This is a genomic window from Aliiglaciecola lipolytica E3 (assembly GCF_000314975.1).
GTDB classification, from domain to species: domain Bacteria; phylum Pseudomonadota; class Gammaproteobacteria; order Enterobacterales; family Alteromonadaceae; genus Aliiglaciecola; species Aliiglaciecola lipolytica.
This window is the reverse complement of record NZ_BAEN01000059.1, coordinates 186,259-208,060: the sequence shown is the minus strand read 5'-3', so window position 1 is coordinate 208,060 and position 21,802 is coordinate 186,259. Positions and strand designations below refer to the sequence as shown.

At 41.3% G+C, this 21,802-nt stretch carries 19 protein-coding genes; 7 read left to right on the top strand and 12 right to left on the bottom strand.

Translation table 11 applies throughout. The features are described 5' to 3' along the window. The first annotated feature begins 358 nt into the window (after positions 1-358). Genes GLIP_RS21505 through GLIP_RS15100 form a run of 3 tightly spaced genes read left to right on the top strand, consistent with a single transcriptional unit; the run spans position 359 to position 3,177 of the window. Entirely contained in the window at positions 359-919 is a 561-nt protein-coding gene (locus GLIP_RS21505) for a hypothetical protein (protein WP_008845535.1), read from the top strand. Next, positions 891-1,826: a hypothetical protein gene (locus GLIP_RS15105; RefSeq protein ID WP_040523101.1), complete on the top strand. Its 936-nt coding sequence runs from the start codon at positions 891-893 to the stop codon at positions 1,824-1,826. The genes GLIP_RS21505 and GLIP_RS15105 overlap by 29 nt, the downstream gene beginning before the upstream one ends. After that, complete coding sequence (locus GLIP_RS15100) at positions 1,807-3,177, top strand: hypothetical protein (protein ID WP_040523098.1); 1,371 nt, start codon at positions 1,807-1,809, stop codon at positions 3,175-3,177. The genes GLIP_RS15105 and GLIP_RS15100 overlap by 20 nt, the downstream gene beginning before the upstream one ends. An 81-nt stretch (positions 3,178-3,258) precedes the next feature. Here the strand turns inward: GLIP_RS15100 and GLIP_RS15095 are convergent, their stop codons facing one another. The 4 genes from GLIP_RS15095 to GLIP_RS15080 form a co-directional block, all read right to left on the bottom strand. Further along, positions 3,259-4,893, bottom strand: a complete 1,635-nt coding sequence (locus GLIP_RS15095) for an alpha-L-fucosidase (RefSeq protein WP_008845532.1) — start codon at positions 4,891-4,893, stop codon at positions 3,259-3,261. A gap of 171 nt (positions 4,894-5,064) precedes the next feature. Beyond that, the gene (locus GLIP_RS15090) at positions 5,065-6,240 is read right to left on the bottom strand and encodes a pyridoxal phosphate-dependent aminotransferase (protein ID WP_008845531.1); all 1,176 of its coding nucleotides are present in this window, start codon (positions 6,238-6,240) and stop codon (positions 5,065-5,067) included. Positions 6,241-6,270: 30 nt separating this feature from the next. Beyond that, positions 6,271-7,095: a sulfite exporter TauE/SafE family protein gene (locus GLIP_RS15085; protein WP_008845530.1), complete on the bottom strand. Its 825-nt coding sequence runs from the start codon at positions 7,093-7,095 to the stop codon at positions 6,271-6,273. Positions 7,096-7,221: 126 nt separating this feature from the next. Beyond that, positions 7,222-9,837 carry a TonB-dependent receptor plug domain-containing protein gene (locus GLIP_RS15080; protein WP_008845529.1) on the bottom strand — a complete coding sequence of 872 codons (2,616 nt, stop codon included), beginning with the start codon at positions 9,835-9,837 and terminating at the stop codon, positions 7,222-7,224. 536 nt (positions 9,838-10,373) lie between these two features. On the opposite strand from GLIP_RS15080, the gene GLIP_RS15075 reads away from it, so the two are divergent. After that, entirely contained in the window at positions 10,374-11,372 is a 999-nt protein-coding gene (locus GLIP_RS15075) for a LysR family transcriptional regulator (protein WP_008845526.1), read from the top strand. A 24-nt stretch (positions 11,373-11,396) separates the two neighbouring features. On the opposite strand, the gene GLIP_RS21500 is transcribed toward GLIP_RS15075, so the two are convergent. The 4 genes from GLIP_RS21500 to GLIP_RS15055 all read right to left on the bottom strand — a co-directional run bounded on the left by GLIP_RS21500 (position 11,397) and on the right by GLIP_RS15055 (position 13,086). Beyond that, a complete protein-coding gene (locus tag GLIP_RS21500) occupies positions 11,397-11,741 on the bottom strand; it encodes a hypothetical protein (protein WP_008845525.1) in 345 nt (114 codons plus the stop codon). Between the two features lie 334 nt (positions 11,742-12,075). Next, entirely contained in the window at positions 12,076-12,315 is a 240-nt protein-coding gene (locus GLIP_RS15065; protein WP_008845523.1) for a hypothetical protein, read from the bottom strand. 8 nt (positions 12,316-12,323) lie between these two features. Next, positions 12,324-12,761, bottom strand: a complete 438-nt coding sequence (locus GLIP_RS15060; RefSeq protein ID WP_008845522.1) for a hypothetical protein — start codon at positions 12,759-12,761, stop codon at positions 12,324-12,326. A 7-nt stretch (positions 12,762-12,768) separates the two neighbouring features. Then, positions 12,769-13,086 (bottom strand): hypothetical protein, encoded by a 318-nt coding sequence (locus GLIP_RS15055; protein ID WP_008845521.1) that lies wholly within the window; start codon positions 13,084-13,086, stop codon positions 12,769-12,771. Between the two features lie 218 nt (positions 13,087-13,304). Here GLIP_RS15055 and GLIP_RS15050 point away from each other — a divergent pair, with 218 nt between their 5' ends. After that, complete coding sequence (locus tag GLIP_RS15050) at positions 13,305-14,282, top strand: endonuclease/exonuclease/phosphatase family protein (RefSeq protein ID WP_008845520.1); 978 nt, start codon at positions 13,305-13,307, stop codon at positions 14,280-14,282. Positions 14,283-14,384: 102 nt separating this feature from the next. Here GLIP_RS15050 and GLIP_RS21730 read toward each other — a convergent pair whose 3' ends face one another. From GLIP_RS21730 to GLIP_RS15030, 4 genes are all read right to left on the bottom strand, one after another. Continuing rightward, positions 14,385-14,543 (bottom strand): YqaE/Pmp3 family membrane protein, encoded by a 159-nt coding sequence (locus GLIP_RS21730; RefSeq protein ID WP_008845519.1) that lies wholly within the window; start codon positions 14,541-14,543, stop codon positions 14,385-14,387. A gap of 71 nt (positions 14,544-14,614) precedes the next feature. Next, positions 14,615-15,061, bottom strand: coding sequence for a PA2169 family four-helix-bundle protein (locus GLIP_RS15040; RefSeq protein WP_008845518.1), 447 nt, complete (start codon positions 15,059-15,061; stop codon positions 14,615-14,617). Positions 15,062-15,425: 364 nt separating this feature from the next. Continuing rightward, entirely contained in the window at positions 15,426-16,460 is a 1,035-nt protein-coding gene (gene recA, locus GLIP_RS15035) for a recombinase RecA (RefSeq protein WP_008845517.1), read from the bottom strand. Positions 16,461-16,664: 204 nt separating this feature from the next. Beyond that, a complete protein-coding gene (locus GLIP_RS15030; protein WP_008845516.1) occupies positions 16,665-17,159 on the bottom strand; it encodes a CinA family protein in 495 nt (164 codons plus the stop codon). Between the two features lie 164 nt (positions 17,160-17,323). On the opposite strand from GLIP_RS15030, the gene mutS reads away from it, so the two are divergent. Both mutS and GLIP_RS15020 read left to right on the top strand, forming a co-directional pair. Further along, complete coding sequence (gene mutS, locus GLIP_RS15025; RefSeq protein WP_008845515.1) at positions 17,324-19,894, top strand: DNA mismatch repair protein MutS; 2,571 nt, start codon at positions 17,324-17,326, stop codon at positions 19,892-19,894. A gap of 193 nt (positions 19,895-20,087) precedes the next feature. Continuing rightward, positions 20,088-21,719, top strand: a complete 1,632-nt coding sequence (locus GLIP_RS15020) for a CTP synthase (RefSeq protein WP_008845514.1) — start codon at positions 20,088-20,090, stop codon at positions 21,717-21,719. The last annotated feature ends 83 nt before the right edge of the window (positions 21,720-21,802 follow it).

Genomic DNA, 21,802 nt, shown 5'->3' with positions numbered 1-21,802 from the left:
ATGTCTCGGTAACACTCAGTGCTGAGTAGAGCTTAAGCCTGTTAATACAGGCTATCCATCCATATAGGTATAGCCCATCAGGTGGGTTTTGTCATTGTCAGAATAGATACCCCAGCGCAAAGAGAACACTCCTTATAAATAAAAAAACACTCCATCTCCTAGCGGCCACTGATCAAATAACAAACTAAAGTTGTTGCAAAAACAATCAGCATCGCTAATATTGTAATGGCTACGCCGATGATTCTATTGGCCCAAAATAATCTTATATATTGAACTTAGTTGTCTTCGCTGTGTAGGTGAAAGTAAGCTTCTTAAAGTGTTGTATTTTAAAGAATACATAATGACAAGGACTAGGTTAATGAACTGCTTTTCACTTCGATTTTTACTACTTGGACTATCACTTTCTCTTATTTCAGGCTGCCAATCCAATGGCAACGGTGAAGATACACTGGGCTGGGGGACACGCGCAGTAATTTGCACCGGAGGTGGAATCGCTGGCGCTTATATTGCTAAAGAATTAGCTGAAGCATATTTTGAACGCCGCCCGGGCAATTATAGTGAAAAAGAAATTGATACTTATACCAAAGCATTTCAATTGGGATTATTTATCAGTTTTTGTAAATTAGCCGATTACGCAGGTAATACAATCTATAAAAACTTGTCTGAACAAGGTCGTAAAGAACGAGAAGCACAAGTCTTAGCGGCAGCAGCGTCAAGCACCGCAACTACCTATAGTGATCCATCTAACCCCTCATTGAGCGGCACAGTTACACCTACACGCACTTATCAAGAAACAAGCATGAATAGAGAATGTGTGGATATGGAAGACACATTGGCCGATGGCACCCAGTCCGAAACCATTTATGTTAAGTATTGTCGGGAACTGCCCAATGGAGTCTACCAACCAACAACAGCCTAAGGATTCTACATTGCGATTCTTATGGTTTTTGATTCCGTTGATAGTGTGCAGTGGCGCTCAAGCGAGATTGCAGCTATCGACGGTTTCCAATAACGGGCAAGCTGTTCTTTATATAAAAGACGGTAAAAGCGGTATTGAAACAGGTGATGCGCAAAATATTAAACGCGCCCTATCACAACGAAGTTATTCCCAAGTTTGGTTGCATTCAGGCGGTGGAAATTTATATGAAGGCGTAAAAATTGGGCTAGTTTTGCGTGAGTTCGGTAGTTTCGTCCGAGTCAAAAAAGGCGACTACTGTATCAGCGCTTGTACCATCGCCTTTTTAGGTGGCGTACTAAGAACCGTCGATGAAGATGCGACTTATCAAGTGCATGCCTACTCCAAAGTACTTAGTGGTTTGCGTCCTGAACAGGAGTCACTGGCAAAAGTAAGTCCAGGGAAATTTATCAGAGAATACGCTCAAGAACAGTTTACCCAAGACGCTCCTTTTTGGAGTGCGAGTTTATTCTTATATATTCGCTCTATGATCCAGCATCCACCAGCACCAAAACGCATTCAAGTATTTAATACCTACTCTCAAAACCAATTAACTAACCAGATAAAAAATACAATTCATATGGATTATGAGCGGTACGTACTAAACAATCTGAGTGTCGATGAAAATCGTGGCGCTCAGGAAGGCATTGCTGCTACACATGACATAGCGATGCGTCTTGAACGCGAAGCGATGGCGTATTCACTCATCTATTTGGATTCGTTAGCAAAACAACAACAACTAGGTAAAAGGGCCAAACCCGCTCTTCGCATCCTACGTACCATGTTTGAAAGCAGTATTTTAGCTACTAGCTCTCTAAATCAGTCTACTTTACGAGAATATGGATATACTAATGTTGCCTCAAGTAAATAGTTATAAGTTTTTAATCGTCTGCTGTTTCTGTTTTCTCACTATGTCTTGTGGCAGCACTAAATTAGGGAATAACTTAGGGACCACAGTGAGTGGTCAAGGTAATCAGTTGGTTTTTGCATGGCAAAGCGACCATCCTTTTGCGGCCAACTATCAGCGGGATCCAATCATAGTCGTAGCTGAATATGTCGAAATTGATACCAATGGCAACAAGCGAAATGTAAGACAATATCTAACACCAAGACATTCTCGTCATCAAGCCTCTCAATCAGCTGCTAATATTCGCAGTTTTCAACTCTTGTCGCAGTTGCCTTCACCGCCAGATAGGAGCTCACCTATTTGTTTATATATGGAATCGAAGGGACAGGTGATTCCCATTCGCGACCCGAGTTTGGGCGAGACTGCCCGTTTCCGTTTTCCTGAATGGGAACAGTCTGTTAGAAAAAATACCGTGTCTCTGTTAGCTGAGAGAGACTTATCTATTGCTCGCAATAATGTCACAGTGCTATCCGATCAACTCAGTGCAATTAAGCGAAATTTAAATACAAACCTAAACGACTTTAATCGTCAACTCGCTAATGAAGGACTAGCTAATACACTTGATATTAGCCAAGCCAATCAATGTCCCAATATTCAACTAGCTAATAGCACACAAAAGCGCCCTTATGACGTTTTAGAAGAAAACCAAATCCCCGTTGCTGCCAGAGAAATATGCAGTTTTAGGACGTTCAATGGGCTTTATGTCCCAAGCGGGGGCGTTAAAGCTTTAGTCCTTGCCTATTTGGCGATTATTACACCAGAAAAAACCTTCAGCGTTAACGACATTAATGCAAATCGCGAAACCGATTTTGTGCAATTTCTAAAGATACTAGATGCGCATAAAAAGAAGGTACTGGCTGACGACTATAGTCCCCAATTAGGCAGTAAAAATGATTATATACGCTTCAGCGCACACGCAGTCTCAATGCAACCGTCAGCAATTCAAGCACTCGAAAAAGAAACAACTCTCACCGCTAATGAAATTGCCATAATTAACCAAGTATTGGCGGCAGAGTTGGATGTATTTTCAAGCTGTATTGATGAAGGAGAACAACAGCTAAAAACCAAACGCATTGCCTGGGAAAAGCAAGTTGCGGCATCTCCTCAACGCAGAGTTGCCAGAGAAGCGTTTTTACAACAACGTTGTGAATCATTGTTTGTTGAAGCTGAGCAAAACCTGCAACGCACTGAGGAAGCATTAATCAAAGCCAAAAACGAGTTAGCTAAACTCGAGTCTTTTTACGGCAATGGCACTGCTTCATCCAGTACGAGTACAGTGTCAGCAAATTTGAATTTGTTGCAATGCCAGCTTTGATATAAAGTTGTTCACGACAAATACATTGTTTACTTTAACCTTCTAAGGCAGTCTAAGCTTTTAGAGCTCACGTTTTAGGGTTTACATATTCCCTTCTAAATCAACTTTTTTGGTGCCTTTCAACACGCGTTCAACATTGTGTTCAATAACGTTAGGGACATGTTGTTGAGAAGCAGTTTCAATTTTGAATGTCCATGCGTATTTAGTGTGCGATAAATCTTTGGGCGGAATGATTGTCAAGCCTTGCTCAGTTATCTGCCATTTTACATCAACACTACTACCTAACAATTTGACGGACTTTACGTCAGCGCGTGTCCAACCTTTTGTCGCTTCAATCAATAAAGGCGCTAATGGTTTCTCAAGAGCAATGGCAAATACCGACTTATCTTTAACCGTAAAAGCTAGATGTCCCTGTTTTTGGCCATTCACTTTCCAATAACGGCTCGCGTAAATAGCCTCGCCGTTTATCGATAGCCACTCCCCCATACTACGCAATCGTTCAACTTGCCACTCCGGAATCGTACCATCCGCTTTAGGACCTATATTGATAAGAAAATTGCCATTTCGGCTAACAATTTCAACCATTTCATGAATAACCTCCTCAACCGATTTTTTCTTATGTGGGTAATCTAGCGCCTCTTCAGCGGCTAGATATCCAAAAGAGGTGCCGAAAGTAGTACAACTTTGCCATTTAGGACCAATCACTTTGAGCTTTAGGTTGTCTTTTTCTAAATTGCCAACACCGTCTGGCCAATTACGATTTCCACCTTTGTTGTTAACGTACACAGCCTGATTTTGCGCTGCACCATTATTCATATAGTCGGTGATCATTGCGCGCATCTGATCATCTAAATATTGGATTTCAGGTTTAGCAATGCCTGCTCTGACATTGTTGCCATCGCGAGTATAAATAGGAAAATCATCTAACCACATCATGTCTGGTTGATATTTCTCTTGAATTTCTTTCCAGCGGGCAACATAGTCATCCACAAACGCTTTGTTATAACTAAATTCAGGGCCGTAGAGCATTTTGGCTTCAGGATTACGACGAATTTCTTCTAAAATATCTGGGCGGGCCTCACTGTGCACAGCGTATTTTTGTTTAGCAAAAAAACCGGTATGACGCTCGCGATGATATGACGGCGCATATTTTAATCCATGCTTACGTAGTGCTTTGCCAAGATCACCAACTAAATCACGTTTTGGACCTTTGTCTACAGCATTCCAAGGTGTCAGTTCTGAATCCCAATTTGCCCAACCATCATGATGCTCCGCAGTCATCACCACGTATTTCGCTCCAACTTGTTCAAATAATTCTGCCCAAGCGTCTGGATCCCAGTGTTCAGCAGTAAACTCAGGGATGATATCTTTATAACCAAACTCGGGGGGATGTGCTCCCCAGCGGGACTCTAAATAAGGATAGTAATAATCTGGGTCTTCATAAATCATTTTTGGGGTGTGCTCTGCATAGCCCCGGTCATTTTTTCTATGCCCAATCACACTGTAAGGACCCCAATGAATAAAAATCCCAATTTTTCCGTCATCGAACCAAGCGGGCACTGGCATTTTTTGCAAAGAACGCCAAGTGCCATCATAAGGCTGGGATAAGTTACTATGGGAGACTTGCGATTCGTTATTTAACTTCAGATTATTAGCGGCCTGTGCATCTACGCCAACAAGTGCTGGCAACAACGCCAGTACCAAAATGTTTCTCACAGTAAATTCCTTATGTTAGTCGATATGGATTGGACTATTTATTAAGACAAACTAACCGCTATAAAACAGTAATATTTTTAGTGCATGAGAAACCGCTCGAACATATAACATTTAAAGGTAATAAAAAGACCGCTAAAAGCGGCCTTATGAAACGATTGAAAAATGACAAGTTTATGATTTCATCTGTTTATACATTTCATCGAGCGCCATAGGCATAGCATTGGCATACATTTGCACGTCTTTGATGATACCCGTACTGACTCGCGACCAAGGTTTGTAACTACGATATTGCCCTCGAATTAATACATTTTGTTTTTCCATCGCGGTCCTAAACAAATTAGCATCACCGTTCTCGCCAAGATTTACAAATACGAAATTGGTACTCGATGGCAGTGCAGTTAAACCATTAGCTTTTACCGCAGAAAGGATAATTCCTTTAGCTTCATTCACTTTTTCTCTTGAGAAGGTTTTGAACCCTTCATCATGATAACTAGCAATCGCCGCTGCCAGTCCAGCCTGATTTATGGAGTAGCCGCCCAATCCATATTTACTGATGAATTCCATGTTTTCTTCAGAACCCAACATGTAACCTACACGCATACCGGCAAGTCCATATATTTTTGAGAATGTGCGGGCAACGATAATGTTATGACCTTCATTGATAAGCGGAATCATTGAGTGTTTAGGGCCATCTTCGATAAGTTCGTTGTATGCTTCATCCACCAACACTAAGGTTTTCTTTGACGCCTTGATACAAAACTCTTTTAGTTTCATCGGATCAACAATTCGCCCGGTAGGATTATTTGGATTGCAGACATGTACCATAGCCACGTCGTCATCAATGGCAGCATAAAGTGCGTCTAGGTCAATTTCTAAATCGGCGGTATTCGCCACTCTGCGTATTTCAGGACCACCTTGTCTAATGGGAGCTCTAGAAGTGGTATCCCAAAACAAGTCTGGTCCTAGAATGACGCCTTTAGAGGTTGCGGCCATTGCAGCAAAAGCTAGTATCAAACTCGAGCCAGCGGTAATAGCAATATTACCGGGTTTTAAACTATGGTTTTCAGCGATCATATCGCGTAAATACATGCCTGCATTATAGGCATAATACGCACCGCCTTGGCTACTGGCCTGAGCGATGGCTTTTAACGCTTCAGGACTCGGGCCATAAGGGTTTTCATTTGCATTGAGTTTTGCAATCCCTGGAGCTGGGCCGTAAGTTACTTGTGGTGCAGGCTTTGCTGCTGCGGTTGCAATTCCGGCAGGAACGATTAAGCCTGATGCACCGGCTGCTGAAGCGGCAATGGTGCCACCTAAGAATAAGCGTCTAGATGGATTATAAGTCATTATTGTTTTCCTCTTTTTCTTAAAATGTGATCAGGCTAAAACTTTGATAAACATCGCAGTCGACACAATCACTAAATAAATTCCGAAAAGGCGTTTAAGCTTCTTTTCGCTAAAACTGTGGGCCATTGAAGCACCATAGGGCGCTGTTAATATTGAGCCGATACTAATCGCGATTAGTGCTGGCAAATTGATATACCCAACCGTACCGAAAGGCATATTTGCTGGACTACTATTCTCCATAAACAAAAATCCAAGTGCGCCCGGCAAACCGATTAAGCAGCCGACCCCCGCAGCGGTTGCAACTGCTTGCTGAATCGTCCGTCTACACATCACCATTGTTATGACCGTGGGCGTACCTCCGCCAATGCCAAGCAGTGCTGAAAAACCGCCTAACACGAATGCCAAAGTCGCTTTGCCAATACCTGATGGCATTGAAAAAGACACACCGGGGCGCACCACAAAATCAGGGAATAAGAAGTAGATCGAATAAAGCAACACGCCTGCAGCAAAGACAATTGTGAGCCCTACACTACTGGTGTGATTAGCAATAGCTATTCCTCCTAGTACGCCTAGGATGATCCATATCGACCAAGATTTAAGAACGTCAAAATCCACAGCTCCACGTCTTCTGTGAGCCATCACTGAGCGTGCACTGGAAACAACAATGGATGCCAGGGAAGTGCCAATTGCCACTTTTACCAACTCATCTGAATTGGGTGTGAAAAACGGAAAAACGGCCAATAAGGCAGGAACAACCACAAACCCACCGCCGTTCCCAAACAATCCAGCCGTAATACCGGCCACAGCGCCAGCAAAACACAACGTTAGAACGAACCAGAGTAATTCAATCTCCATCACTACATCGCTCCACTAAAGAAAATTAACACTATGTATACTCAACTTTAAAAATGAATTTCAAATAGTCGCAGGGGGCTTTCGCCCCAACTGCACTATCAATTTTGCATCTAACCTTTTATCGAATTAGAAATTCGCGATAAATTTGGCGTAATAATATCCTCCTTGCCAATCCACCACAGAATCAGAGCGGTAGATTCGACCGCAACAGGTTTCTCCCATGGTGCCAGGGTCAGGATAGCTATCGAACAGATTGCGCACCCCCACTGAAACGGTATACATATCGTTAATCTGATATGCACCTTCTACGTCAAATAAGAATTCCGAACCAAATGTTTGAATGGTCTCTAATGGACTGTCATTGGCGTTTTCATACTCTCCGTAGTAACTAAGGCGAGTGGTAACCATCCAATCCTCATAGCTGTGTTTAACAGAAAACACACCGCGCATTTCAGGTAAGCCATTCTCAAAGTCAAATTGATCTTCGGTGTTAAAATATTCACTTGGATCTGAATCAAACTCCTGCGTGTTATAGTTAATTGACGCTGTGAACATAGTGTCACCAAAGTCTGATTGCAGCGCGTAAGTACCCACTACATCAACCCCTTCAGTTACCGTATCAAACGCATTCTGGAAAAAGAACACTCCACCAATTGACTCAGCACCTACCACGCCAGCAGCAGATAGATTTAAGTAATTATCGTATGCGCCTCCAGAAGATGGATCGGTTGAAACGTCCATAGTTGATACTGCATTTACACGGTCTTCCAACAATATGTTGTAGTAATCAACCGTTAACGTGAAATCACCTAAAGAAGCGGTTAAACCTAATGTAAAGTTAGTAGAAAGTTCAGGACGTAATTCTTCCGCGCCCAGTGCTTGCGCTACCGGACCACCAGCTGGGAATAACCCGGTTGCGACCGGAAATCCATTAGGTAAGCGAGTTGATACATTCGTTGTACCTTGCTGTCCGGGCGTGGGTGCGCGGAATCCAGTCCCGTATGAACTACGTACTGCAAACTCTTCCGTGAATTGGTAGATGGCTGCAATTTTATATACTACCTCTGAGCCAAAATCTGAGTAATCTTCGTAGCGCAAAGCACCTTGAGCAAACAGCTTGTCAGATATATCTCCTGAAATATCGACATATGCCGCATAAGAATCTCGCGAGTAAGTACCAGAGAACTCAGGTGAATAACCGGGAAATCCATTAGATCCCACGCCAACAACTCGATAAACCGGATCTAACCCCGAAATACCGTCATCTTCAAAGCCGTCATCATCAACGTCGTTAGTTGTGTAGTTGCCACAATCCAGTGTAGAACCATCAGCAATAACTGCTGCTCCAGCTTCAGTAGGAGTGTAACTGTCAGTACAAAATCCCCAAGGATCAGAGGTTGCGTAAGGACCAGCAAAGTAGGAATCTTCCTCACCACCTGAAATTTCGTATGATTCATCCAAATAACTTAAACCAAAAGCAAGAACATATTCTGCCATGTCATAAGCAAAATCGGCTTGAAATTGGGTTTCCTCGTTACTTAAATCACCCGGTTTAAAAGAAGTAGGAGACATATTTCCCATAGAAGGGTTAATAGTATTGCTTAACGTGTAAGAAATTTCGTTATAACCATATCGCGCACTTAAATCATAACTAAACGCGCCAGTCATGCCTTTAAGTCCACCCACTAAAGAATAGTCAGTGACTTCACCGAAAAATCGAGGTGTAAAGCCTCCAGGGAAAAATTCAATAGGATTCCAAATCGAACCATCTTCTAAACGTAAATCTTCGATTGTTCCATTACCCGGATAACGATAGAAAAAGCTTCCGTCACCTTCGCTTTCTGAATAATTACCAAAACCGTAAAGTTCGACTTCTGAGTTGATTGAATAACCAGTATTAAAGAATATTCTGGTGCCACTTGAATTGGGTTGTCCCCACGGCTGCACCTGAGAAGACCCATGTACAGTCTGTCCTTGCGCTTCTGCTGCGGCGATATATTCAGCAGATTGATCGTTTACACAAAACCAGCTTTCACAATATTGAGTTCCTCTAAAAGTGGCTTCAGAATCTGAATATTCAGCTGAAATACTAAAGAAGCCATCATCACCTAAGGCAAAACCTTTGTTACCACTGATGGTTAATTGATCACCATCTCCTTCAAAGTGTTGACCCCACTCTGCTGAAAACATGCCACCTTCGGTATTGTTTTTTAATTGAAAGTTAATAACACCTGCAATGGCATCAGAACCGTACTGTGCAGCAGCTCCATCACGAAGTACTTCTACACTTCCAATGGCGGCGGTTGGAATGGTCGCAAGATCAGGACCTTGTGTCCCAGAGCCACCAATGGATACTAACGAAGCTCTATGACGTCTTTTTGAATTGACTAAAACCAAGGTTTTGTCAGTTGGTAAACCACGCAACTGAGCTGGGCGGATAAACGTACCGCCATCAGAAATCGGTTGCCTTGAAATAGAATAAGAAGGTACCAAGGTCTTCAACACATCGTTCATGTCGGAAAAAGCCACAGCATTTAAGTCATCTGCACTTAATACGTCAACTGGCACCGGAGAACTGGTCACTGAACGTGGAGCCCCGCGCGCGCCTACAACGGCTATTTTTTCTAGGTTATCGTCTTCGAGTGTGGCTTCTTGTGCTAACGCTAAAGGTGCACTCAGCATAGAAATTGCGCAACCGGACAGACCCGCGATGATTGCAGCATTTATTTTATTAAGTTTCATTGAGTGTTCCCTAATTATTATGTGTTTTGCCTACTTACATCCTTGCAATATTTATCCTTGTTGTAGTTTTTTATTATTGTGCTAGCAAAAGTCGTTTGGCAGGTTGATGCTTTAAAACGCCTTGCCCTGTTAAAGGACTTACAAGCACCAACTTCAAGCAAACATAGAGATTCTGTTCATGAATCGCCTAAACTGACTAACGCATAAGAGACTAAGAAATGTTCTGATGAGGCGGAAGAAAAAAGATTATGGAGGGCTATATCAAAAATATTGAGCTGCAATTTTTAGTGATAAATTACATAGGGTTACAAGAAAAATATGAAAGAAAAAAACATTGTGACAAAATCCAGAGCAACAGTTCATTAACAATTAAACGCACTTCAAACCACAAAGATGGTACAAAAAGTGCTTAATAAACAACAAATTACAGTAATAGTGCAAAGGATAATGTTCGCAAGAGGAATGTAACTAATATAGTGCAACGGAGGCTAACAATGATCTCAATATTAATTTAAAGAAAAGAGGTACAGTGTTTTATGAACACTAAGCAGCTACAGTATTTTTTAATCACTGTGCAAAAAGGCAGCATTGCTGCTGCAGCGAGAGAATTAGATATTGCCCAACCCGCAATCAGCCAGCAGTTAGCTAATTTAGAGCGTGAAATGTCGGCGGTATTGTTCGAGCGCAGTTTTAGAGGTGTATCACTGACTAAAGCAGGCCAGATTTTTTTAAAACACGCTGAAACTATCACCAAAAATATCAATGAAGCAAAACTAGAACTTCAACAAATAATCAGCAATCACAGCGGAACCGTTCGAGTTGGAATGTTACCGTCGATAGGCAATGTGCTATCAATGCCATTGATTGCCGAAGTGAATCGTTACCATCCACACATTAAGTTAGACATAAGTACAGGCCCTTCGTATGCAGTAAAGGAGTGGCTTAAAACCAACCAATTGGATATCGCGTTAACCTACGAACAAGAAATCGATCATGATTTTATGAGTACTTTCCCGTTAATCGAGGAATATATGTATTTAGTAGTGGGTTGTAACGACAATTCAGCCAATTATCATCAATTACTCAATCGAGATTCGGTTAATTTTTGGGAATTGAGCCAATTTGAACTTTTAATGCCTAGTTTAAAAGATGCCCTTGGACAACTAATCAATATTTACGAACAAAAGACAGGAGTAGCGCTAAAACACGATAAAGCCTATTCGGGGCAATTGATGACTGGCTTACGGCAAGTGATTCAAGGCGAAGGGCTGATGATTTTGCCTTCCTCAGCTATGTATCACTTAGAGGAGAGTAACGTAGTAAAATCGTTAAAAATTGAACAACCAGAAATGAAGCGTTTGGTATTAGCAACTACCAATAAAAGTATGCGAATGAGTGATGCAACACTGCAAATGTTAAATGTCATTAAAAGTGTGACCGCCCATGAACAAGCTTGCGATCATTGGCGTGGCCGTCTGGCAATTTCATATTCATCGATAGCGAATAAATCGCCACTAAATATCGGTGTTGTTTAAGCCACAATAACAAGTCACGGTTATCTAGCGCGATGCGATTTGCACATCTAGAGAATTCTGCTGCTGACTCAGTTCTAAAAGTCGTAAACCTCTTCTTGCATGATCTAATGCCTGTCGATTCCAATTAGACTGGTGAAACTGGATAGAAGACTGATAATAGTAAAGTGCACGCTCTAGTCTTAGTCGACTATTACGGTCTTTAACTGTTCGATCAACTTCTTGTAACTTTTGTGCAAACGTTTCTAGCACTTCTGACACAGGATCGTGGTCCGTCATTTTTGTTTGCTCGGTTTGCTCGGTTTGCCCAATCACCACGGCTGAACTTAAAATTGCTGCAACTACAGTCAGTGAAACGATTAACTTCTTCATTATTTGGTCCTTCAGATTTAAAAAGTTTATTTCTATAAGGATTGTTTTGCAGATTTAGTACCAATTATGAAAGATAAGTAATTAGAGCTGAAAAAATATTCAAGCCATTGTAAATAAAGGGTTTTTATCACTTTATTTTGCACGAGGTTTTTCATTTTTTGTTGTAGTAGAGATATGATTTTAAAAAAATTGCTTACCCGAGTGTAAGTTTTTCCGAATGTGCAAAAAGGCTATTAAATTTGATGGGCTAATGAAGTTCGAAATATGCCGGCATTGCAAATATTCGCTGGCATTTTAGTAACGTTTACAAGAAATACCTGTTAGCGGATTAGGGTTAGATAAAACGTAACAATAACGTCATTAAGGTCCTGCTCGAATGTGCTTGTGAGCTAGACTGCAATTCATAACAGGTCCCTGCAGCAAAAGAAACTAAAAGACCTTTAGGGGATCCAATCCATTGTTTAGATTGATCTTGCGCTTTATCAAGTATGTGATGTTTATTCAAATAAGCTGCACGATATAAATTTGCCGCATTATCAACTTGGTTTTTCTGTTTGGCGAGTAAATCTAACATGATACCTCCTAAGATGATTGCTTCTTTGAGCTTGAATCTTTGGATTTAAAAATCGCATCAAGTGTTGTCTGTAAGCTAATAGAACGTTTTGCATTGATGAAAATCCGCCCTACAATCCAAAACAACATCAAGTTCAAAACGATTGCTGCAATTGCAATCACTGCCCAATGAATACCGGCAACATGAGCCGCATAGCCTGCACTTAGCAATATTGTAGCCCAAGTTAATAGCGCCACACCGACCAACAAAAGTACACACAGGGCGCTCAAGATTATCGCTTTGAAACAAAGAGATATCTCAGCAGAAGCCAACGATTTCGCTTTGCTAAACTGTTCCTTTTGCGCTTCCCATGCCCGCAACCATGAAGCTTGAACGTCAGCCAAATCTGCAGCGTCATTTTCAGACGCTACAGATTCCTCTGAATATTGAGAACCTTCGTCAATCATGATTTGATTATTTTCTTTTTAAGAATGCAGCTAATGCCATTCCAGCAGCAAAAGCGATACCGGCAGTAGCAACTGGATTCTCTTTAGTAAATTTGCCTACAGCAGATGAGTCCCAATACTTGATCGCTTGCTGTTGTTTTTCAGCAATAGTTTCAGCAGAAGCTGACGCTGAATCACGAACTTTTTCTTCAGTTTTAGCTGCATGCTTGGATAAGGAGTCGACTGAGTGGTGAAGTGCATCGGTTACTTTATCAGCAATCGGAGTCCCAGATTCAGTGACATTCTCTTTTACTTTGTTCGAAACTGACGGTGCTTGACTAGCCATAATATTCTCCTTTGTAAAATTTAAATGCTACCTGCTCTTAATTAACAGAATAGTGATTCTAAAGCAGCAACCTCTATGCCAATCAAAACAACCAAATATAATAGTTATAAATCAGATAGTTAACATTACGCAATAAAACCAACTTTAAAAAAATAAGGATAAAGATGTAAATAGTTCTGTTATTCTTTGCAACAATTACATCAAAGCAATTTGCAGACATGATTGAATATGGATTGATCGCTACTAGCGCCCTACTACTTGTTATTTGTTTTCTACCTCTATTTCCCAGCAATCACTGGATTTGTCGAGTCTGGGAATTCCCTCGAGTACAAATAGCCATCTTAATTTTCGGCAACATGCTTCTGATAAGTTTCTTCGCCGATAATTGGCTAATGTACATATTGTTTTTTGTTAACCTAGCAATTTTTCTTTATCAATGTATTTGGATTATTCCCTACACTTTTATTTATCCGAAAGAAGTCCCCAACTGGCATAGCAACCAGAATAAAAGCGGTGTCAATATTAAGGTGATTACATCTAATGTTTTAATGACAAATAAGTCTGCACACAAATTAATTGAGCTCGTTAACCAGCACAAACCAGATATTTTAGTGACCCTTGAATCGAACAAATGGTGGCAAGATGCACTCGAACCATTACATCAAGATTTTCCATTTAGGGTAAATAGACCGCTAGAAAATTTATATGGCATGCACCTATATAGTAAATATGAAATTGAAGACTTGGAGGTGAGGGATTTAATTGAAAAAGATGTACCTTCAATACACTGTTATATAAAGTTTGCAGAGAACATTAGAATAAAGTTTCACTTTGTGCACCCTGCGCCACCTTCACCTACCGAAAATGAAACTGCAAAGCCCAGAGACAAAGAGTTACTTTTAATTGCCAGAGAAGTAAAAAAACACAAAGTACCCACTATCGTAACAGGCGATTTGAATGATGTGGCCTGGTCACCTACAACCCGTGAATTCCGGAAGAAAAGTGGCTTGAAAGACCCTCGTATAGGTAGAGGCTTTTACAATACCTTTCACGCAGACTACGTACTCACAAGGTGGCCGCTAGATCACTTATTCCATTCTGATAATTTTGTACTCAGAGATATCAAGCGCTTACCTTCAATTGACTCTGATCACTTTCCATTTCTGACAGAACTTGTGCTACGTTCCCCCGAATAAAAATGTAATCTAAAAGCATGTAAAAGGTAGTTGGGAAGTTCATCGACAATCTGGAGAGTAGTCCGCATGCCGTTCAAAACGGAACACTGCGGACTTTACACATTATCTTTTAGCGATAATCCATACAGCATGAATGATGCCGGGAATATATCCTAGAATAGTCAGTAATATATTCAAAAAGAATGCGCCACTGAATCCTACTTGAAGGAATACACCAACAGGTGGTAACAGAATCGCAAATATCAACCTAACGATATCCATATTAAATCTCCTAATAAACCAAACGTTCAATAGCCACTCTATGAGTGGCTACAGTTTCTTTAAACGCGTACTTATGCGGTTAATTCTTGCAGTGCTTTCATTTGGTCATGACAAGCCTGCATAGTGCTTCTGATTTCATTTAACGCACGTGCACACACTTCAGGTTGGTCTTCTTCGAGGGCTTCGTCGATAACCTCAAGAGTTTTATCCTCAACCTCTTCCAATTGACTTACATAAGTATGTTCTTTATCGAACGACAACATACCTGCCAATTTGGTGTACATGTTACGTACATTTACGGCAATTGATTCGCCCGTTTCTTTCTTTCCTTGTTCAGCGATAGCAAAAGGCTGTAAAGCTTCGACTGCTGCTTTTTTTTCAAACATCATTTTAGCGAAGATTTGCTTCACTGATTCATGCTCAGCTTCACTAATGCTTTCCTCATAAAAATCAGCACCTGCTCTAAGTACAGCTATAACATCAGTTACCTTATTCACTTGTTTTACGTCATTACTCATAAAAATCTCCTTTAAATGATTTAACGAAAATAACCAATGTTGCACATTGGTCTCATGTGAAGTGAGTGCAGAAACTGAGCCAGTTGCTAGAAATGCGAATAAGGAGTCGTTTAAAAAAACAAGACAGAAATATTTTAAGAGAATAATCAATAAGATAGGGAAACTTTAAAAAATTTCCATTGTACAAACTAACAATAGCACTGCCGTCTGCAACTAAAGTTATTGATGATTGCGTGTAAAAATTTTACGCATTTAATGGAAAGATTACATTTGAGGATTAAGCAGTGTAAGTGAAACTTAAAAAAAACCCCGCTAAGAAACTTAACGGGGAACTCACGCTTAGGAAACGCACTATATGGTTAGGCTATAGCACGTCTTCAGATGCTAGGGGCTCTTCTGGCTTAACGGTTTTAGACAACAACAACTCCGCTCTAAGACGCTTTTCAATGTCGTCTGCCATTTCTTTATGTTCTTTTAAATATTTAACGACGTTTGCTTTACCTTGGCCAATACGTTCGCCATTGTAGCTGTACCAAGCGCCGGCTTTTTCAACAAATTTTTGCTTAACACCCAAATCAATAAGCTCTGCTTGTTTACAAATTCCTTCACCGTACATAATTTGGAATTCAGCTTGCTTGAATGGAGGAGCAACTTTATTTTTAACCACTTTAACTCTGGTTTCATTACCCACTACTTCGTCACCGTCTTTAATCGCGCCAATACGACGTATATCAAGTCGTACAGAAGCATAAAATTTAAGAGCGTTACCACCGGTTGTTGTTTCTGGGCTGCCGAACATAACCCCAATTTTCATTCGAATTTGGTTAATGAATATCACCAAAGTATTTGAACGTTTAATGTTGGCAGTTAGTTTACGTAGAGCTTGAGACATCAGGCGAGCTTGTAATCCAACATGCGAATCACCCATATCACCTTCAATTTCTGCCTTTGGTGTTAACGCCGCAACCGAGTCAACAACCACAACATCAACCGCACCAGAACGCACTAACATGTCGCAAATCTCTAGCGCCTGTTCACCGGTATCTGGCTGTGAAACCAACAGATCATCAATATTTACGCCCAGTTTGGCAGCATAGACTGGATCTAATGCGTGTTCAGCATCAACGAACGCACAGGTCTTACCCATTTTTTGCGCTTCTGCGATTGCTTGTAATGTCAGTGTGGTTTTACCTGAGGACTCAGGACCATAAATCTCAACCACTCGACCACATGGCAATCCGCCTATACCTAAGGCAATATCTATGGTCAGTGAACCAGTTGAAATAGCATCAATATCTAATGCTTGGTTATCACCCAGGCGCATAATTGCCCCTTTACCAAACTGTTTTTCAATCTGCCCAAGAGCAGCTGATAAAGCGCGAGATTTATTGTCGTCCATCGGAATATCCTTCGAAAATAGCGTGATTAATTGAACTAGGGTTCAACAAACTTATTTTTTATTAAAGTTGATTTTTAAATCAGTGCTGAGAAGTATACTGTATGATTATACAGTTACAAGTACAGTTTTGAGTTTTTTTGTTTTTTTTAGTTTTTGACCGTTCTTCATCCAAGTCTTTGTATATTTCTAAACGTAAAACTGAATTCATTCGTGTTCTGTTATTAGTTCAGAGCATTGTTGCAAAGCGTATTCAATTGCCAACCCCCTCACTTGATGCCTGTCTCCATTAAAGATTTGCTTTTTAGTCGTGACCTTCCCTTTCACAAAAAATCCAAACCAAACTAAACCAACGGGTTTATCATCACTTCCGCCATCAGGGCCTGCAATACCGCTAATTGACACCCCCACTTCCGCAGCAGATTTTAGCGCACAACCTGACGCCATTTGCTCCACGGTATGGTCAGACACAGCTCCAGAAGACATAAGTACTTCCTGTCTGACACCTAACAATACTTGTTTAGCCTCGTTTGAGTAAGTGACAAAAGACTGTTTAAACCAATCTGAACTGCCAGCGACACTGGTTATTGCAAAAGCCACCCCACCACCGGTGCAAGATTCAGCACAACTTATTGTCCATTGCTTTTGTTTAAGTTGTTGACCAAGTTTTTTAGCGAGGGAATCAATTTTATTTGGTAACATTTGTAAGAACTTGCCCATTCAGAAAATATTAGGGGGCAGATTCTAACAACAGCTAGAAAAAAAACCCATACTTCTTATAATGCCCATAGATTTTTAATAGCCTTAATTCGAATAAATCATTTATTCCTAGCAAAGCCTCAACTTGCAAAGAGACAGCAATCGCAATGAGTAACAGCGTCAAACAGCCTGATCTTGAAAACCACACTCCGATGATGCGCCAGTATTTGAGCATTAAAGCGGAGCACCCAGACATACTACTGTTCTATCGAATGGGCGATTTTTACGAGTTATTCTTTGACGATGCGAAAAAAGCAGCTGAATTATTAGATATTTCGCTGACCGCACGAGGCAAGTCTGGCGGAAATGCCATTCCTATGGCTGGCGTGCCATATCATGCAGTTGAAAACTACCTAGCTCGGTTAGTAAAAATGGGACAATCCGTCGCCATAGTTGAACAGGTTGGTGATCCGGCTACCAGCAAAGGCCCAGTAGAAAGACAAGTACAACGCATTGTGACACCGGGCACGGTAACCGACGAAGCTCTTCTGGAAGATAAACAAGATAATCTTTTAGCCGCAGTATTTGTACACAAAGAGGTGTTCGGTTTTGCCACAATTGATATCACCAGCGGTCGTTTTAGCGTTGTAGAGCTATCCAGTGAAGAGTCGCTTTTAGCCGAGTTACAAAGATGCAATCCTGCTGAACTATTATATCCAGAAGGATTCACTCACCTACACTTAATTGATGCTCGGGCTGGCTTACGCCGTCGCCCAGTTTGGGAATTCGACTTTGAAACTGCCTGTACCCAATTAAATAAACAATTTGGCACCAAAGAATTGAATGGATTTGGCATTCAAGATGCCAAGGTAGCCATATGCGCGGCCGGTTGTATAGTGCAATATGTCAAAGACACGCAACGCTCTGCCCTCCCTCACATTCGGAAAATTCAACTACAAAATCAAAATGAAACCGTGTTGATGGACGCCGCTACACGTCGTAATCTCGAATTGACCTTTAACTTATCAGGTGGTGTTGACCATACCCTCGCCAGTATTCTAGATCATACGGTGACACCTATGGGTAGTCGCCTATTGAAACGCTGGATTCAAACACCTATTCGTGATGTCGATGTCATAAGTGTGCGACAAGACCGAATAAAAGCATTGCTTGAAAATGATTATCAGGATCTTCGAGATTGGCTAAAATCGGTGGGAGATATGGAACGCTGTTTGGCAAGACTTGCATTACGTTCAGCCCGACCAAGAGACTTTGCACGCTTGAGCAACGCCTTTGAAATACTACCAGACATCCAATCTAGATTATCAAATTTAGGTAATATTTTTGCAACGTTAAGCGAAGATATCAACAACTTCCCAGAATTTAGCGATTTATTATCCCGAGCTATTATTGCAAATCCTCCTGTACTCATTCGCGATGGTGGCGTGATTGCACCCGGCTACAACGCAGAATTAGATGAACTGAGAAATCTCGCCAAAGGGGCAACAGATTATCTAGAACAACTAGAGTTAAGAGAGAAGCAGCGTACTGGTATTTCCAGCCTCAAAGTAAATTACAATAAAGTCCATGGTTATTACATTGAGATAAGTCGAAGTTTCGCTGATCAAGTACCAGCAGATTATGTGCGCAGGCAAACGTTAAAAAATAATGAGCGTTATATCATCCCGGAATTAAAAGAACATGAAGATAAAGTGCTTACCAGCCAAGGGCGCGCCCTCGCTTTGGAGAAGCAGCTTTATGATCAACTGTTTGATCTACTGCTTCCACAATTGAATGAATTAATGATTTCTGCAATGGGATTAGCTGAACTAGATGTCATCTGTAACCTGGCGCAAAGAGCTGAATCATTGGATTTGCATTGCCCACAAATGAGCCAAGAAACAGGCTTGTTTTATGAGCAAGGTCGACACCCAGTAGTGGAAAATGTGATGAAATCTCCATTTATAGCAAATCCATTGGCGATGACTCCTTCAAGACGCATGTTGATCATAACAGGGCCAAATATGGGCGGAAAATCCACATATATGCGGCAAACTGCATTGATCGTGCTAATGGCTTACATGGGTTCTTTTGTCCCCGCCCAACACGCTGTAATTGGACCAATCGACCGAATCTTTACCCGTATCGGCGCCTCGGACGATTTAGCATCTGGACGCTCGACCTTTATGGTTGAGATGACTGAAACCGCCAACATTTTAAATAACGCCACAGCCAATAGCTTGGTATTGATGGACGAAATTGGGCGCGGTACTAGTACTTATGATGGGCTTTCACTGGCATGGGCTTGTGCGGAGTTTCTGGCTTGTAAAATTAATGCTTATACCCTATTTGCTACCCACTATTTTGAACTTACTCAATTGGCAAATGAGTTGGAAAGTTTAGCAAATGTTCATTTAGATGCGGTGGAACACAATGACGAAATTCGCTTCATGCATGCAGTCCAAGAAGGGCCTGCCAACAGAAGTTATGGACTTCAAGTAGCACAATTAGCCGGTGTACCCAGAAGCGTTATCCATTCAGCTAAACAAAAATTGGCTATATTGGAAAAACAGCCGAAAATCGATAAGGAAGAGCTAACAGTAAGTACCCACTCACAACAAATGGACTTGCTCGATTCTGTCGATGAATTACGCATTAAATTAAAACAAATAGAGCCCGATGAGTTAACCCCAAAAGAAGCCCTAGCGCTACTATATTCGCTAAAAGAAATATCCTAACCCTGCGACAAAAATGAAAACCAAATAAGCGAACTTTTTCAGATTGTTATATATCAACTTTTATATACCTTAATCGAAAAAGTTCGTTGTATGGACAGGCACCTTTCAGTATACTGTTGAGCCGTCCATACGCCGAAAATTGTCGGTACCTTGGTCAAGTATTCTTTTCAACTCCAAACGTCTTAGGTTACACATGACAAATTATATTTTCGTCACAGGTGGTGTAGTTTCATCACTTGGAAAAGGTATTGCTGCAGCTTCGTTGGCTGCAATCCTCGAAGCTAGAGGATTGAAAGTAACGATGCTCAAACTGGATCCGTACATCAACGTCGATCCTGGCACTATGAGCCCCATTCAACACGGCGAAGTATTTGTTACTGATGACGGTGCAGAAACAGATTTAGATTTAGGTCACTATGAGCGTTTTATTCGCACCCGCATGACCAAACACAATAACTTTACTACGGGTCGTGTTTACGAAGAAGTACTCAAGCGTGAAAGACGTGGTGATTATTTAGGCGCAACAATTCAAGTTATTCCGCATATTACTAATGAAATAAAACGCCGTGTAATTGAAGGTGCGGAAGGCGTCGATATTGCAATTGTCGAAATTGGTGGCACCGTGGGTGATATCGAATCCCAGCCTTTCTTGGAAGCCATTCGTCAATTAGGCGCAGAGCTTGGTCGTGAGCGTGCAATGTATATGCACCTAACCCTAGTCCCTTACATGGCCGCCTCTGGTGAAGTAAAAACCAAACCAACACAACATTCAGTTAAAGAATTGCGCTCAATCGGTATCCAACCTGATATATTGGTTTGTCGCTCTGAAAGTGCATTGCCTTCAAATGAGCGCCAAAAGATAGCATTATTTACTAACGTCCCCGACAAAGCAGTTATTGGGCTCAAAGATGTTGATAGTATTTACCGCATTCCTGCCGGTTTGAAAGCACAGGGTATGGACGAATTAGTGGTTAAACGTTTTGGCTTGACTTGTCCAGAAGCTGATTTAGCAGAATGGGAACAAGTTCTTTATGCTGAATCAAACCCAACTGATGAAGTTAACATCGGTATGATTGGTAAATATGTTGAGTTGCCCGACGCGTATAAATCGGTAAATGAAGCATTAAAACATGCCGGTCTCAAAAATCGCTTATCAGTAAACATCCGTTACATTGATTCGCAAGATGTTGAAAGTAAAGGCGAAGCCGTTTTACAAAACCTTGACGCAATTTTGGTACCTGGCGGTTTTGGTGAGCGTGGTATTGAAGGTAAAATTGCCGCCGCTAAATTTGCACGTGAAAACAAAATACCCTATTTAGGGATATGTTTAGGTATGCAAGTGGCGTTAATTGAATATGCCAGAAACGTAGTTGGCATGACTGACGCAAACAGTACCGAATTTAATCCTGACACAGCCTTCCCGGTTGTGGGTTTAATCACCGAATGGCTAGAATCAGACGGCAGTACAGAGGTCCGAGATGAAACCTCCGATCTTGGTGGTACAATGCGTCTAGGTAGTCAATTGTGTCATTTGATTCCAGGTACAAAAGTTCACCAAACCTATGGCAGTGCGGAAATATTCGAACGCCACAGACATCGTTATGAAGTGAACAATAACCTTCGCGACGAAATAGAAGCATCAGGTTTGGTCGTATCTGGCCTGTCAACCGATAAACGTTTGGTTGAGGTAATCGAGTTACCTGACCATCCATGGTTTATTGCTGGCCAATTTCACCCTGAATTTAACTCTACACCCCGTGACGGCCACCCATTATTTACTGGGTTTGTGCACGCCGCTGGTGAATACCATAAAAATAATAATTAAAGAAAAACCAAGCGCCTAATCGCATAATCATTAATAAAAGCCGCAAAAAGGCTAAATTGTGCGTGTGCTTAGAACGTAAATTA

Bases quoted from the DNA above. Each gene is read 5' to 3' on its own strand.
- GLIP_RS21505 (WP_008845535.1), top strand. From the start codon at position 359: ATGAACTGCTTTTCACTTCGATTTTTACTACTTGGACTATCACTTTCT.
- GLIP_RS15105 (WP_040523101.1), top strand. From the start codon at position 891: ATGGAGTCTACCAACCAACAACAGCCTAAGGATTCTACATTGCGATTC.
- GLIP_RS15100 (WP_040523098.1), top strand. From the start codon at position 1,807: ATGTTGCCTCAAGTAAATAGTTATAAGTTTTTAATCGTCTGCTGTTTC.
- GLIP_RS15090 (WP_008845531.1), bottom strand. From the start codon at position 6,240: ATGACTTATAATCCATCTAGACGCTTATTCTTAGGTGGCACCATTGCC.
- GLIP_RS15085 (WP_008845530.1), bottom strand. From the start codon at position 7,095: ATGGAGATTGAATTACTCTGGTTCGTTCTAACGTTGTGTTTTGCTGGC.
- GLIP_RS15080 (WP_008845529.1), bottom strand. From the start codon at position 9,837: ATGAAACTTAATAAAATAAATGCTGCAATCATCGCGGGTCTGTCCGGT.
- GLIP_RS15075 (WP_008845526.1), top strand. From the start codon at position 10,374: ATGAACACTAAGCAGCTACAGTATTTTTTAATCACTGTGCAAAAAGGC.
- GLIP_RS21500 (WP_008845525.1), bottom strand. From the start codon at position 11,741: ATGAAGAAGTTAATCGTTTCACTGACTGTAGTTGCAGCAATTTTAAGT.
- GLIP_RS15065 (WP_008845523.1), bottom strand. From the start codon at position 12,315: ATGTTAGATTTACTCGCCAAACAGAAAAACCAAGTTGATAATGCGGCA.
- GLIP_RS15060 (WP_008845522.1), bottom strand. From the start codon at position 12,761: ATGATTGACGAAGGTTCTCAATATTCAGAGGAATCTGTAGCGTCTGAA.
- GLIP_RS15055 (WP_008845521.1), bottom strand. From the start codon at position 13,086: ATGGCTAGTCAAGCACCGTCAGTTTCGAACAAAGTAAAAGAGAATGTC.
- GLIP_RS15050 (WP_008845520.1), top strand. From the start codon at position 13,305: ATGATTGAATATGGATTGATCGCTACTAGCGCCCTACTACTTGTTATT.
- GLIP_RS21730 (WP_008845519.1), bottom strand. From the start codon at position 14,543: ATGGATATCGTTAGGTTGATATTTGCGATTCTGTTACCACCTGTTGGT.
- GLIP_RS15040 (WP_008845518.1), bottom strand. From the start codon at position 15,061: ATGAGTAATGACGTAAAACAAGTGAATAAGGTAACTGATGTTATAGCT.
- recA (WP_008845517.1), bottom strand. From the start codon at position 16,460: ATGGACGACAATAAATCTCGCGCTTTATCAGCTGCTCTTGGGCAGATT.
- GLIP_RS15030 (WP_008845516.1), bottom strand. From the start codon at position 17,159: ATGTTACCAAATAAAATTGATTCCCTCGCTAAAAAACTTGGTCAACAA.
- mutS (WP_008845515.1), top strand. From the start codon at position 17,324: ATGAGTAACAGCGTCAAACAGCCTGATCTTGAAAACCACACTCCGATG.
- GLIP_RS15020 (WP_008845514.1), top strand. From the start codon at position 20,088: ATGACAAATTATATTTTCGTCACAGGTGGTGTAGTTTCATCACTTGGA.